At 36.8% G+C, this 13,683-nt stretch carries 13 protein-coding genes; 9 read left to right on the forward strand and 4 right to left on the reverse strand.

Annotated elements, in window-relative coordinates; all coding sequences use genetic code 11:
- Window positions 1-8 precede the first annotated feature (8 nt).
- The 3 genes from ACQKNZ_RS19265 (at window position 9) to ACQKNZ_RS19275 (ending at window position 2,775) form a co-directional block, all read left to right on the forward strand.
- Complete coding sequence (locus ACQKNZ_RS19265; protein ID WP_427661328.1) at window positions 9-368, forward strand: DUF779 domain-containing protein; 360 nt, start codon at window positions 9-11, stop codon at window positions 366-368.
- A 296-nt stretch (window positions 369-664) separates the two neighbouring features.
- Entirely contained in the window at window positions 665-2,080 is a 1,416-nt protein-coding gene (locus tag ACQKNZ_RS19270; protein WP_144541410.1) for an alanine/glycine:cation symporter family protein, read from the forward strand.
- A gap of 119 nt (window positions 2,081-2,199) precedes the next feature.
- Window positions 2,200-2,775 (forward strand): DNA-3-methyladenine glycosylase I, encoded by a 576-nt coding sequence (locus ACQKNZ_RS19275; protein WP_427661330.1) that lies wholly within the window; start codon window positions 2,200-2,202, stop codon window positions 2,773-2,775.
- A gap of 264 nt (window positions 2,776-3,039) precedes the next feature.
- Here ACQKNZ_RS19275 and ACQKNZ_RS19280 read toward each other — a convergent pair whose 3' ends face one another.
- Window positions 3,040-3,717 (reverse strand): hypothetical protein, encoded by a 678-nt coding sequence (locus ACQKNZ_RS19280; RefSeq protein ID WP_144541408.1) that lies wholly within the window; start codon window positions 3,715-3,717, stop codon window positions 3,040-3,042.
- Window positions 3,718-3,811: 94 nt separating this feature from the next.
- On the opposite strand from ACQKNZ_RS19280, the gene ACQKNZ_RS19285 reads away from it, so the two are divergent.
- The 3 genes from ACQKNZ_RS19285 to ACQKNZ_RS19295 all read left to right on the forward strand — a co-directional run bounded on the left by ACQKNZ_RS19285 (window position 3,812) and on the right by ACQKNZ_RS19295 (window position 5,578).
- Window positions 3,812-4,033 carry a hypothetical protein gene (locus ACQKNZ_RS19285; RefSeq protein WP_144541407.1) on the forward strand — a complete coding sequence of 74 codons (222 nt, stop codon included), beginning with the start codon at window positions 3,812-3,814 and terminating at the stop codon, window positions 4,031-4,033.
- The gene (locus ACQKNZ_RS19290) at window positions 4,027-4,323 is read left to right on the forward strand and encodes a YetF domain-containing protein (RefSeq protein WP_427661332.1); all 297 of its coding nucleotides are present in this window, start codon (window positions 4,027-4,029) and stop codon (window positions 4,321-4,323) included. Before ACQKNZ_RS19285 ends, ACQKNZ_RS19290 begins: the two co-directional genes overlap by 7 nt.
- 115 nt (window positions 4,324-4,438) lie before the next feature.
- On the forward strand, window positions 4,439-5,578 hold the full coding sequence (locus tag ACQKNZ_RS19295) for an alcohol dehydrogenase catalytic domain-containing protein (protein WP_144541405.1): 1,140 nt from the start codon (window positions 4,439-4,441) through the stop codon (window positions 5,576-5,578).
- Between the two features lie 40 nt (window positions 5,579-5,618).
- Here ACQKNZ_RS19295 and ACQKNZ_RS19300 read toward each other — a convergent pair whose 3' ends face one another.
- Window positions 5,619-6,527: an EamA family transporter gene (locus ACQKNZ_RS19300; RefSeq protein WP_151112910.1), complete on the reverse strand. Its 909-nt coding sequence runs from the start codon at window positions 6,525-6,527 to the stop codon at window positions 5,619-5,621.
- Between the two features lie 163 nt (window positions 6,528-6,690).
- The gene (locus tag ACQKNZ_RS19305; RefSeq protein ID WP_427661335.1) at window positions 6,691-7,878 is read right to left on the reverse strand and encodes an MFS transporter; all 1,188 of its coding nucleotides are present in this window, start codon (window positions 7,876-7,878) and stop codon (window positions 6,691-6,693) included.
- Window positions 7,879-8,251: 373 nt separating this feature from the next.
- On the opposite strand from ACQKNZ_RS19305, the gene ACQKNZ_RS19310 reads away from it, so the two are divergent.
- From ACQKNZ_RS19310 to ACQKNZ_RS19320, 3 genes are all read left to right on the forward strand, one after another.
- Complete coding sequence (locus ACQKNZ_RS19310; RefSeq protein ID WP_144541402.1) at window positions 8,252-8,437, forward strand: SE1561 family protein; 186 nt, start codon at window positions 8,252-8,254, stop codon at window positions 8,435-8,437.
- A 226-nt stretch (window positions 8,438-8,663) separates the two neighbouring features.
- Window positions 8,664-10,193: a fumarate hydratase gene (locus tag ACQKNZ_RS19315; RefSeq protein WP_427661337.1), complete on the forward strand. Its 1,530-nt coding sequence runs from the start codon at window positions 8,664-8,666 to the stop codon at window positions 10,191-10,193.
- Between the two features lie 152 nt (window positions 10,194-10,345).
- Window positions 10,346-12,247 (forward strand): heavy metal translocating P-type ATPase, encoded by a 1,902-nt coding sequence (locus tag ACQKNZ_RS19320; protein ID WP_427661339.1) that lies wholly within the window; start codon window positions 10,346-10,348, stop codon window positions 12,245-12,247.
- A 457-nt stretch (window positions 12,248-12,704) separates the two neighbouring features.
- Here the strand turns inward: ACQKNZ_RS19320 and ACQKNZ_RS19325 are convergent, their stop codons facing one another.
- The gene (locus tag ACQKNZ_RS19325; protein ID WP_427661341.1) at window positions 12,705-13,676 is read right to left on the reverse strand and encodes a YihY/virulence factor BrkB family protein; all 972 of its coding nucleotides are present in this window, start codon (window positions 13,674-13,676) and stop codon (window positions 12,705-12,707) included.
- Between the last annotated feature and the right edge of the window lie 7 nt (window positions 13,677-13,683).

The following is a 13,683-nucleotide window of genomic DNA, read 5'->3' on the forward strand; positions in this document are numbered from 1 at the left end:
ATGAAAGAATGGTAGAACGCATCGTAGCAACAGAAAAAGCTCTTACGCTAATCAATGAGCTTGAGACAAAGCATGGGGCAATTATGTTCGTACAGTCTGCTGGCTGCTGCGATGGTTCTGCTCCAATGTGCTACAGGCAGGGAGACTTCTATATCGGAAGTCGTGACCTCCTAATTGGTACAGTTGGAAATGCGCCCTACTATATGCACCAGTCTCACTACACTTATTGGCAATATACACAGCTAATATTAGATGTCGTCGAGGGCATGGGGGCCGCCTTTTCTCTTGAAAGCACAGAAGGTCTTGCATTTCATATTCATTCTCGTGTATTTTCAGCCGAGGAAAGAGCGGAATTACCTACTCTTTAACTTGATATGGATAAAAAGAATAATCTTTTTATCCATATTTTTTTATACCTATTTACACAAATAGTGTAATTAGACTTTCCTCTTTGAAATTTTTATTATAAAATTATTAGATTGTAATATTTCTGTTTGAAAATAGAGAGTTGGTTTTTACACAAAACCAACTCTATTTATTTACTCAACAAAATTCATCTTACAAAATGAGCATTTGTGAGATGTTTAGATAAGAGAAATTAAACCAATCTATATAAAATAGGTATTACATAACTAGCGTTACGGATTTTTAGGAGGAATTAATAATGAGTTTGTTTGAAAGTATGTTACAGGATGTGAATAATGCTTTATATTCTTACATATTAATCATACTCTTAGTAGGAGTAGGAATATTTTTCACAGTAAAGACAAAGTTTATTCAAATTAGATTAATACCAGAAATGTTCCGTGTTGTTACAGAAAAAGCTACTGTTGATAGTTCTGGAAAAAAAGGCGTCTCTTCCTTTCAGGCTTTTACAATATCTGCGGCCTCTCGCATTGGTACCGGCAACATAGCTGGTGTTGCGACCGCTATTGCGCTCGGAGGACCTGGAGCAATATTTTGGATGTGGATGATTGCTATTATTGGTGGTGCTTCTTCTTTAATAGAAAGTACTCTGGCACAGGTGTACAAAGTTAAAGATGGTAACATGTACCGTGGTGGACCAGCGTACTATATGGAAAAAGGATTAAATAAGCGTTGGATGGGTATTCTTTTTGCAGTTGTGATTACTCTTACATATGGATTTGTTTTTAATGCAGTGCAAGCCAACACTATCACTATTGCTTTTGAAGAGAGCTTTGGATCTAGTCGAGTAGTAGTTGGTATCATTTTATCAATATTTACTGCAGTCATAGTTTTCGGTGGTCTTAAGCGAATAGTAAGTGTTACGCAAATTCTAGTACCAGTGATGGCATTAGCATATATTGCTGTTGCTCTACTTGTAGTTTTTTTGAACATTAGTGAATTACCAAATGTATTCATTCTTATATTCAAATCAGCATTTGGTTTTGAAGAAGCATTTGCAGGGATGGTCGGAGCTGCCATCATGAATGGGATTAAAAGAGGATTATTCTCAAATGAAGCAGGGATGGGTTCTGCCCCAAACGCAGCGGCGACTGCTTCCGTTTCTCATCCTGTGAAACAAGGTCTCATTCAAACACTTGGTGTTTTTATTGATACAATAATTGTTTGTACATCAACAGCTGCCATTGTTTTACTTAGCGATGCATACCTTCAATCTGAAGCAGCTTCGGTTAATTTAACACAGGTTTCTTTAGTTGATAGCTTAGGTAGCTGGGCAAGTACATTTTTAGCCATCGCGATATTTATGTTTGCTTATAGCTCAGTAATAGGTAACTACTATTACGGCGAAACAAACATCGGCTTTATCAAGGAATCCAAGACTATGCTACTTATTTTCCGTGTACTTGTAGTCGGTTTTGTTATGTTTGGTTCCGTGGCAAAAGTTCAACTTGTATGGGATTTAGCTGACCTCTTTATGGCTTTAATGGCTATCATTAACCTAGTTGCTATCCTTATGCTATGGAAAATTGCCAAACGTGTTATAAATGATTATGTGTTACAACGAAAAAAAGGATTGGATCCTGTATTCTACAAGGAAAATGTACCTGACATAGGAGAAGTAGAATGCTGGGGTGATGAAGACAAAGATCGTTAACATTATAAATGGTTGGTAGTGGAATATCACTACCAACCATTTTTTATTGCTATTTAGTATTTTCTATAATACAATAAAAACAGAATATACGTTCGTATTAAAAGGGGATGACCTTAAACATGGAGAATAGATGTAATTGGGTAGTTGGCAAGGAATCTTTATACAAAGAATATCATGACCGAGAATGGGGTGTCCCCGTTTATGATGATAGACACCTATTTGAGATGCTATGTCTCGAAGGCGCTCAAGCAGGACTTAGCTGGTGGACAATATTACAAAAACGTGAAAACTATCGCCAAGCATTTGATAACTTTGAGGCCAACAAAATTATTAATTACAATGAAGAAAAGATCCAATCTCTTCGTGAGAACAGCGGAATTGTTCGAAACCGCCTTAAAATTCTTAGTGTGATAACTAACGCCCACGCTTTCCTAAAAATTCAAAAGGAACATGGATCTTTTTCTAATTATATTTGGAGTTTTGTTGATGGCTTTCCTATTATCAATCATTGGAATTCGGTTAATGATGTACCTACTTCCAATGAAATAAGTGATTCAATGAGTAAACGTTTAAAAAAAGATGGCTTTGTTTTTGTTGGAAGCACTATTTGCTATTCATATATGCAGGCTGTTGGAATGATCAACGACCACACGATGGACTGTTATCTTCATCCCTCCAACTTAAAAAAGCGTTAAAATACACTGAATTTGCCCTTTAGTTCTAAATTCCCTTGTTTTAATGTAGGTTTGGACAGACTTATTCTATATCATTGCCGAATAATTTTAGACTGTTGAGTCCACTGACTTCACGTCTTTTTAATAATCTTATAGATATGCCTGTCCGTAGACTTCCTACAAGGCTGAAGGATTATCGTTCCCCGCAAAACACGATGTCTAAAGCTAAGATCAAGAGGCTCTCCTATAATCAAAGGGATTAACACTATCGTTTAGATTGCTCTTTTATGCATTATAGAATTCATTTGTGAGTCTCTCCATATATTCCTCTTCACTTTCTCCTTCTCCCTGTTTGTATTTTTCCATTAAAATTGGTGTTAGCTTAGACCAGAGTACATCCATTATATAGATATCTCGATCAAAGATATTATCTAATTCTTCTAAAGTAACTCCAATACTTTTAGCATATTGCTCCTTTTCTTCTGGAACAATGCCCTTTACATTCTCTTCTATATAGCTAGCAACCTCTGAAGGTTTAACCTCGATATTATATTTCTTTTTAGCCATTTCTATCGCCAACAAATTTTCCTTCACATAATATTGGGAGTATACTTTTAACTCCTCTTTATCATATTCTTTATTTCCTATAACGCTTTCTACCTTTAAGCGGAACTCCATTTTGTCTTCATTGAAGTAAGTTAAGATGCTCTCCTCTGTACCCTTTTCAATTTCTTCTTGAACTGAAAAGCTAGGGATTTCCTCCAATACCTGTTCAATTGCTTGATCTAACTTTGCATAATCTAATTCCACAATATTTTCTTCACCTTCGTGGCTATGTCCCTCATGGTCATCATGGTCCTCCTCAGCTATACCTGTACCATTAGAAAGTTCCTCATCCTTACCACAGGCTGTAAGTATACTCAAAATTATCAATCCCAACAAAAATATATTTATTTTCTTCATGTCATCTCTCCTTCAATAAATATTGACGTCCCTTATGTTTTCCTAATAGATGTTGTGGTAAAGAATTTAAAAAACAACTTTAGGAGGGTGTCAATTGTTTGATTTAAACTGGTTGGAAATCTGGCGAATAATCCTATTAGGTGTCATGGCTTATATCGTCTTAATCATCATGTTGAGACTTGCTAGAAAACGCTCCTTAGCACAGTTAAATGCCTTTGACTTAGTAATCACAGTATCTATTGGTTCAGTATTTGCTACTTTTATGCTTGATAATAAGGTCTCTATTTTCGATGGATTGCAGCTGTATTTGTGTTAATTGCTCTCCAATGGCTATTTTCGTTTAGCAGTAAAAAATCAGATACTTTTGATGATATTGTAACTGCAGATGCAGCATTGCTTTATTACAATGGAAGCTATTTTTATAAAACAATGAAAAAAGAAAGAATACGTGAAGATGAAGTTATCCAATCGGTTCGAATGGATGGTAATTTATCTATGGATGAAGTTCAAGTCGTTATTTTAGAATCCAATGGTGAGCTTTCTATCATCCCAAAATCTAACCATTCCAAGGAAGATACAATAATTAACATAAAAAATCGATCATGACGCGCAAGACAAGATAGTTAATTTAATGCACTATGCTATTTTTTGAATTTGAAGTTTTTTTTACTTCCTCCAGGGTAATAATTAATATAGAAAACATTTTAAAGGAGGAGATAGCTTGAAGGCAGTAACTTATCAAGGCGCAAAAGATATACAAGTTAAAGAAGTTCCTGATGCCAAAATTGAAAAAAGCGACGATATTGTTGTACGTATTACTACTACTGCTATTTGTGGGTCAGACCTACATATTTACAGAGGCGGTATGCCAACACGTAAGGATTTTGTAATCGGGCACGAACCCATGGGAATAGTGGAAGAAGTAGGTCCATCAGTAACAAAAGTAAAAAAGGGTGACCGGGTTGTAATTCCTTTTAACGTTTCATGTGGAGAATGCTTTTATTGTCAAAATGAAATGGAAAGTCAGTGTGATAATTCCAACGATAATCCGCTAATCGACTCTGGAGCATACTTAGGCTACACAGAGCGATATGGCAACTTCCCTGGTGGTCAAGCCGAGTATTTACGAGTGCCTTATGGAAATTATATGCCTTTCAAAATACCAGAATCCTGTGAATTGGAGGATGAGTCATTGCTGTTCCTTTCAGACGTACTTCCTACAGCTTACTGGAGTATCGAGCACTCAGGTATGAAACAAGGAGATACTGTTGCTGTACTTGGCTCTGGACCTATCGGACTCATGGTACAGCAATTTGCTTGGATGAAAGGCGCAAAACGTGTTATAGCGGTCGATCATTTAACATATCGTTTAAATCATGCTGTTAAAATGAACAAAGTTGAAGCGTACAACTTCGAAGAATACGATGACATGGGTAAATACATTAGAGAAATTACAAACGGCGGTGTAGACGTGGTTATCGATTGTGTTGGTATGGATGGCAAAATGTCTACAATGGAAAAAGTCGGACAAAAGCTTAAATTGCAGGGTGGTACTTTAAGCGCCATTGATATTGGAATAGAAGCGGTAAGAAAGTTCGGTACGATCCAATTAACCGGTGTTTATGGTTCCAATTACAATATGTTCCCTCTCGGTAATATTTTTGAACGAAATGTAACTATAAAAACCGGACAAGCACCTGTTGTACACTATATGCCTAAACTATATGAAATGATTACTAATGGAGATATTGATCCTACTCAAATTATTACGCATAGAGTCCCGTTAGAGCAGGCTAGTGAAGCCTATAAAATATTTCATGATCATGAAGAGGAAAGTATTAAATTTGTCTTAAAACCATAACACACACCAAAAAAACGTAAGCTAGAAGCTTACGTTTTTTTTATAACTCATCTGCTATTCCTAATAAAGCAATGCCTACGATTACTACGATTATCACACCGTATTGCTTCTTCGTTAGCTTCTCTTTTAAAAAGACTCTAGATAATAACACAGAAAAAATACTATAGGAAGCAATGATTGGAGCCGCAATGATTGCATTTGAAGACATGGCAAATACATAAAAGAACTGACCTATTGTTTCTAAAATAGCTGCACTTGTCTTGTCTCTTTCTTTGAATATATTAAACTTGACTTTTTTTATAGCCTTCAGATAAACAAAAGCCACTACTGCACAAATAAAAAACGTAAACTCATACGCTAGTAGAGCTGCGTCCTCCCCGATTAAACTAAGCTCATCTAAATATACTGCATCAGCAAACGTTCCAAGCCCGTCAATTAATGCGTATAAAATTGGAAATATAATAGCCATAAATCCAATAGTATATTTAGTATCTATAGTTTTAGGTTTTGCTTGCAGCACTTGTTTTTCCAGTTGTTTTTCAAAAACAGCTAGTCCGATTACCCCTAATGTAATAATAATAATAGATATTATCTCTAATGCACTTAGCGAGTGGGTAAAAAAGATAAATAAGAGTATCGTTGTAATAGCCCCAGAGGAGTTTTGAACCGGCGATGCTATTGAGAGTTCTAAGTATCTCAACCCAATATATCCTATAGCCATTGATAGTATGTAAAGTGCAGAAACAGGTAGATACAACACCATATCCATCGGATCAAATTGAATGCCCTTAAGGAACATGTATAATGTTCCATGAATTCCCATGACCAAACCTACCATTACAACTATTTTCAAATGGCTAAATTTATCCTTAGGATCTGTACCCTTTTTATAAAATAAGTCTGCTCCTCCCCATGCTAAGGCAGTCAAAAGAGCAAATATAAACCACATAAGTCTTCCCCTTTTCTCTTTCAATTCTTGAGATATCAAATGTAAATGAAGCTATACAATTATATTAAATGAACTTGTAATGTCAATACTCTAGGAATAAGTTGGAATACTAAATAAATTTGGCTACCATTGCTCAAGTGAGTGATGGTAGCCAAATATTGGTTCACATTTTATCGGTCACAAAGTGGATAGGATTCTTAGATTTTGTAAAAAATATAAGCATAGCAAGGACACCGAGAAGTATAGCGATGAGAATTAGAAAGCTAACTCCCTCAAACAATTGAATAAACAATCCTCCAAAGAAGGGGCCTGAAAGGCTTCCTAGACTGAAAAAAATACCACAGATTAAATTTCCAGTAGGTAATAGCTCTTTGGGAGTTAAATCAGTCATATAAGCTATGCCGAGAGAAAAGGTAGATCCTACAAAGGTTCCCGCTATAAAGAAGAAAGCACCTACAATTATTGCAGAGGTTTCAAAAAAGCTAGCTGCTCCAAACGTACAAGCACCTAATCCAAGCATACTATACAAAACTTGCCTTCTACCCAAGCGATCACTCAACATGCCAAGGGGTAATTGAGAAGCTACTCCCCCAATGGAAAATGCGGCTAAAATATATGATAAATGACTAATTTCAATCGAGTTCCGTAGAGCATATACCGGATAAATAGCATTCAGGGAAGATTCCAAAAAGCCATAACTAAATGGCGGAATAAAAGCAATCCATGCTACTGCAAAAGTTGCTCCAAATCGTTTCCATGTCCCGTTTACAGTTGAAGAAGAAATTGTTTCTGGCTTTTCATTTTTCAAGAAAAATACTAGAACCCAGGCACATAAACATAAAAGACCTGAGACGATAAACGGAAGACCCTCAAAAATTTCTACCAGTTGGACAAACAAAGGTCCAACTGCAAAGCCTATCCCAAAAGAAAGTCCGTAAATGGCTATATTTCTTCCCAAGCGATGCTGAGGAGAAAAACTAGTAATCCACGTTTGAGTAGAAAAATGGAGTGCGTGATCACCAATTCCTATTAACAAACGAAGCACAAACCAAAAGGCTACGCTTTTCCATAAAGGAAAAAGCAGAAGTGAAACTATAACTATAAGCCCACCTATAACAATCATCGGCTTGTATCCATATTTGCGTAGTGGTGGCTCGATGAACGGCGAGATTAACAAAGTACCTATGTATAAACCTGTCGCACTCAATCCATTTAATGTTGCACTTACCCCATCCTGTTCAAAAATGACCGAGATTAAAGGCAAGAGCATCCCCTGGGAAAACCCTGAAATGGAAACTATAATAACTAATATTTTAAAACGTCTGCTCTCTAAAGCTGTAAATTGTTGCATTGGATAACCTCTTCATCTTTTTAATATAATCCAGGTTATCATAACAAAATTTTCATGCTATTTAAACAACAAAAGGCTCAGTCAATATCACTTAAGATTGACCGAGCCTTTATATATTACTAAAATCCTTGTGAGTATTCATAACTGCATTTGCGGCTATTTTGCCGGTGAAATGTCTGAACCGCCTCCTTCTAATGATTGATTGGTTTCGACTATTCACTACGGCCTCCTTTCGTATAACTTATTCATACCTTATCACATAAACAGAATAGTGTAAATATTTTGAATGAATTAATTAATAAAATAACTCTTTTTACCTATCTTTTATGCCGCTGATGTTATATTCTTATCTTATAAAGTGAGGTGTTATTCTGTGGGCAATCAAATATCAAATTCAGAACAACAAGTATCTTATTTAAAAGACCGACTTCAAATGTTTCTAGAAGTACTTGATTCTATTGAACCTGAGACGACTGATTTAGAAGATATAGACAGACTTATTCAAATGATGGATGATTTAGAACTAAAAATGGAACAATTTAAAAACTCTAAAGAGTAGTATTTTTAGCTAAAGGTATCGGGAAATTAATTTCCGATACCTTTTGTTTTTGGAGCAATTATTATTGTTTCTAGAATTCTATTTTCCTTTCAATGAAACAAGGTTCATGAAATATAAACGTCATCATTGCATAAAAGAGCAGTCGCTAAGCTGCTCTTTTTTTCATTCCATTAAAATAGTATACTTGTAATGTTTGTTACTACATACATAAAAGGGGCGCTACCAAATGCAATTGGGACAACTAGAGAGAAGTATTTATGATTTGATTACCGAAACTTCTACCAACTTACCTAAAGATGTGAGAAGAGCGATTCAAAAAGCAAAAGCTGCTGAAAATGAAGGTACTCGTGCTGCAATGAGCTTAGATACAATTACAAATAATATTCAAATGGCAGATGAAAATATTTCACCTATCTGTCAGGATACAGGACTACCAACTTTCAAGATTAAAACTCCTGTTGGTGTAAATCAAATAGAAATTAAGGAAGCTATTAAACGAGCTATCATTACTGCTACTAAAGATGCTAAACTACGTCCAAACTCCGTTGACTCTTTAACCGGTAAAAACAGTGGAGATAATTTAGGAGAAGGTGTACCTGTAGTTAAATTTGAACAATGGGAAAAAGACTATATAGAAATGAAGCTTATTCTTAAGGGTGGCGGATGTGAAAATAAAAACATCCAATATAGCCTTCCAACAGAATTAGAAGGTCTTGGACGTGCAGGAAGAGACTTAGATGGCATCCGTAAATGCATTCTTCATTCTGTGTATCAGGCCCAAGGTCAAGGCTGCTCAGCCGGCTTTATAGGAGTAGGAATAGGTGGCGACCGCTCTTCTGGATATGATTTGGCAAAGGAGCAATTATTCCGTTCCGTAGATGATATTAATCAAAATGAAGATTTAGCCAAACTAGAAGCTTATATCGTGGAAAAAGCAAATACATTAGGAATTGGTACGATGGGCTTTGGAGGCGAGGCAACTCTGCTTGGTTGTAAAATTGGTGTCATGCACCGTATCCCTGCGAGTTTCTATGTATCGGTAGCATACAATTGCTGGGCATATCGCCGTATGGCCATTAATATAGATCCTTCCACAGGAGAAATTATTGAATGGCATTACCAAGATGGTGAGAAAATTGAATTTAAAGACGAAACTCAAAAAGAAGCACCTAAAAAAGTTATAGAGCTTTCTGCCCCTATCACCGAAGAGCAAATTCGTTCCCTTCAAGTAGGAGATGTCGTTTCAATTACTGGACGTATGTACACTGGTCGCGATGCTATTCATCACCACCTTATGAGCCACGACGCACCAGTAGATCTTGATGGCCATATTATTTATCATTGCGGTCCGGTAATGCAAAAGGACGATAATGATAAATGGCATGTTCGAGCTGCCGGACCAACTACCTCTATTCGCGAGGAGCCATATCAAGGTGATATTATGAAAAAGTTTGGTATACGTGCAGTTGTAGGTAAAGGTGGAATGGGCCCTAAAACGTTAGCTGCACTTAACGAGCATGGCGGAGTATACTTAAACGCAATTGGTGGTGCTGCACAATATTATGCTGACTGCATTAAAGAAGTAGAAGGCGTAGATTTAATGGAATTTGGAATTCCAGAAGCAATGTGGCATTTACGAGTAGAAAATTTCACGGCGGTTGTGACCATGGACTCTCATGGTAATAGTCTTCATGCAGATGTAGACAAATCATCGTTAGAAAAATTGTCATTGTATAAAGAGCCTGTATTCTCTTAATTTTAATGGTTGACAGTTAAAATTCTCTAGATTATAATTATTATAAAGTAATATTTAATTTAAATTAACTGGATTTTCCATAGTGAAAATCCAGTTTTACTCTATTTTACAGAGAATTAATAATGAAAATCACTATCAAGAGGAGGATTTATATGTCGACTATAGAAGAAAAGGATACCTTCCTATCTAAAGTAATGCCCCATATAGAATTGATTGCAGCTCTATTTTCTGGGCTTTTAATATTAATCGCCTGGTTTATAGGTAAATCAGGTTTTGAAACAGTCTCCATCGTCTTTTACGTATTAGCTTTTATAATTGGTGGATTTGCTAAGGCTAAGGAAGGAATAGAGGCAACGATAGAGGAAAAAGAATTAAATGTAGAAATGCTTATGATTTTTGCAGCAATTGGTTCATCCATTATTGGTTATTGGACTGAGGGTGCTATTCTTATTTTTATTTTTGCTGTAAGTGGCGCTTTGGAAACATATACGATGAATAAAAGCCGAAAAGAGATTTCTTCGTTAATGGAGCTCCAACCAGAGGAAGCATGGAAGCTTCAAGCTGATGGAAGCACCATACGTGTTTCAATAAAGGATTTAGCAGTCGGTGATAATTTAGTAGTAAAACCAGGAGAAAGAATTCCTGCTGATGGGATTGTGATTAATGGAATGACCTCCGTTGATGAAGCAGCTATTAGTGGTGAATCTATTCCCCTTTCTAAGCAACCAAACGACACTCTATTTGCCGGCACAGTTAACTTAAGCGGCGCCATTACAATGGAAATGACTAAGACCAACGAGGACTCTTTATTCCAAAAGATTATTGATCTTGTACAAACTGCGCAAGATGAAAAGTCTCCTGCCCAACAATTTATAGAACGTTTTGAGGGTACTTATGTAAAAGTAGTTCTAATTGCAGTAGCAGTTATGATGGTTCTCCCCCACTTTTTACTTGGATGGGATTGGAACACAACTTTTTACCGAGCGATGGTTTTATTGGTAGTTGCATCCCCTTGTGCGCTTGTAGCATCTATCATGCCCGCAACTCTAGCAGCTATTTCAAACGGTGCAAAAAATGGAATATTGTTTAAGGGTGGAATGCATTTAGAAAATATTAGTGAAATGAAAGCAATTGCTCTAGATAAAACTGGTACACTGACTCAAGGGAAACCAGTCGTAACAGACTTCTTTGTAAGAGATGATTTAGATCGTTTATCTACTCTAACTATTCTTGCTACAATTGAATCCCAGTCCAATCATCCACTTGCACAGGCTATTTCGGCATTTGCTAAGACAGAGGGAATTACACAACTTCCAATCATCTCCATTGAAGACAGACCAGGATTCGGGCTGAGAGCTTCAATTGACGGTCAGGAAATTTTAGTTGGCAAGCCTGAATTCGTAAATAAAGCGGATGCATTTGCTTTCCAAGATGGAGTCGCTGCTGCCTTAGCTGATGAAGGAAAAACAGTAATTTTCATGCGTGATGAAAAGGGAATTGCAGCTGCTGCTGCCTTGAAAGATACGGTACGCGAAGAAGCTAAAGAGGCTATTAAGCTTTTACAATCGCTAGGAATCAAAACGGTCATGCTAACCGGCGACAATGAAAAAACAGCAAAGGTAATCGCTAAAGAGGCTGGAATAGACCAATATATTGCCGAATGTCTCCCAGAAACAAAGGTTCAGCATATGAAGGAGCTCTTAGCGGAGCATTCATTTGTCGGAATGGTTGGGGATGGAATTAACGACGCTCCTGCCCTAGCAACAGCAACAACTGGCTTTGCAATGGGCGAAGGAACTGACGTGGCGTTAGAAACTGCCGACGTCATCTTAATGAAAAATGACTTAAGCAAAATTGCCTATGCAGTAAAAATGTCTCGTAAAATGCAAAGAATCGTAAAACAAAATATCTTTTTCTCTCTTGCAGTAATCACCATTCTTATCGTTTCCAACTTCTTACAGGTTGTAGACTTACCTTTAGGAGTTATTGGACATGAGGGCAGCACCATTCTCGTTATCTTAAATGGTTTAAGAATGTTAAATCGTAAAATTTAATGTAGCATAGCATCCGTCTTGTTTAGACGGATGCTTTTTTATTGTTAAGAGAAAAAATTCGGGCGCTGTGCGAAATTGTTTGATTTGAGTGAACGATTTTTATTGTTTCTAATCAAACCTTTTTGTGAGCAGCTCCCTCCGTTAGGGGTGCTTTCTTCTTGGTTAGGAGACACTTCTCTATACTTTAGGAGCGCCTTTCCTTGGTTAGGAGACACTTCTCTATACTTTAGGAGCGCTTTCCTCTTGGTTAGGAGACACTTCTCTCTACTTAGGGGCGCTTTCCTTGGTTAGGAGATACTTTGCCATACTTTACTGGACATTTATCCTACTTACGTGACGTTTTCATCTTTTTAGTGGCGTCCGCGCAATTTACCAGATAAAAGACCCCTTTCAATCCTCTAACCCAAAAAACACCCATGGGTTGAATTCATAAATATCTTCAACCCATGGGTGTTTATTAAGCTTTTTTCATTGCTTTCTTATTATCTAGTTGTAACTTTCTCTCTTGCATTACAGAATTGATTTGGCCACCAACCAACAGAATTATTCCTGTGAAGTAGAGCCATAACATGAGGATGATAATCCCCCCAATACTTCCATAAGTCGCAGAGTAGTTAGCAAAGTTACTTACATAGAAAGAGAATACTAGAGATACGAGAATCCATCCCAGAGTAGCAAATGCTGCTCCAGGGAAAACACTTCTTAGTCCTAGCTTAATGTTTGGAACAATCCAATATAGTGCACAAAGCACAATAAACATTATGATCGGAGTAAGTGTCCATCTGATATTATTCCATAGATTCACAAAGTCCTCTTGGAAACCAAAATAAGAAAATAGGATAGTACCAATTTGTTGACCAAAAACCGGTAGAACAAGTGCTACAGCGAAAAGCAGTATCATCAGCAAAGTAAAGACTACAGATAAAGCTCTAACGATAAAAAAGGGTCTAGTCTCTTCAATATCATAAGACCTGTTCAAGGATTTCACAATTGCATTCATCCCATTTGAAGCAGACCATATCGTACCGAGAATCCCGATAGATAATAACCCTCCATTCCGACTGACTAGTACATCCGAGACAGTACCATTAATTAACTTATAAACCTCTGCTGGTGCATAGTTTTCTATGAAGCGGAAAACCTGAGCCTCATCTAAATTGAGATAAGGCAGTAATGTAACGATAAAAATTAATAAAGGAAATAAGGATAAAAGGAAAAAGTAGGCTAACTGTGCTGCCAGACCAGTAATATCCGTTCGCTGGATATGGGCGATTAAATGCTTGAAGTACCCAGACCACGATGTTAAGTCATGGCGCTCCTCTTTCTTTTTCTCCTTCTTTTTAAAATTTAAAAATTTTAGCTTTTGATACCAGCCTGGAGAGGAAGATTTCTTATTTGATTTATGAGGTTGATCCATCCTTGATACCATTTCTTCC

This window comes from Psychrobacillus sp. NPDC093200, assembly GCF_050280345.1.
In the GTDB taxonomy this organism is placed as follows: domain Bacteria; phylum Bacillota; class Bacilli; order Bacillales_A; family Planococcaceae; genus Psychrobacillus; species Psychrobacillus faecigallinarum.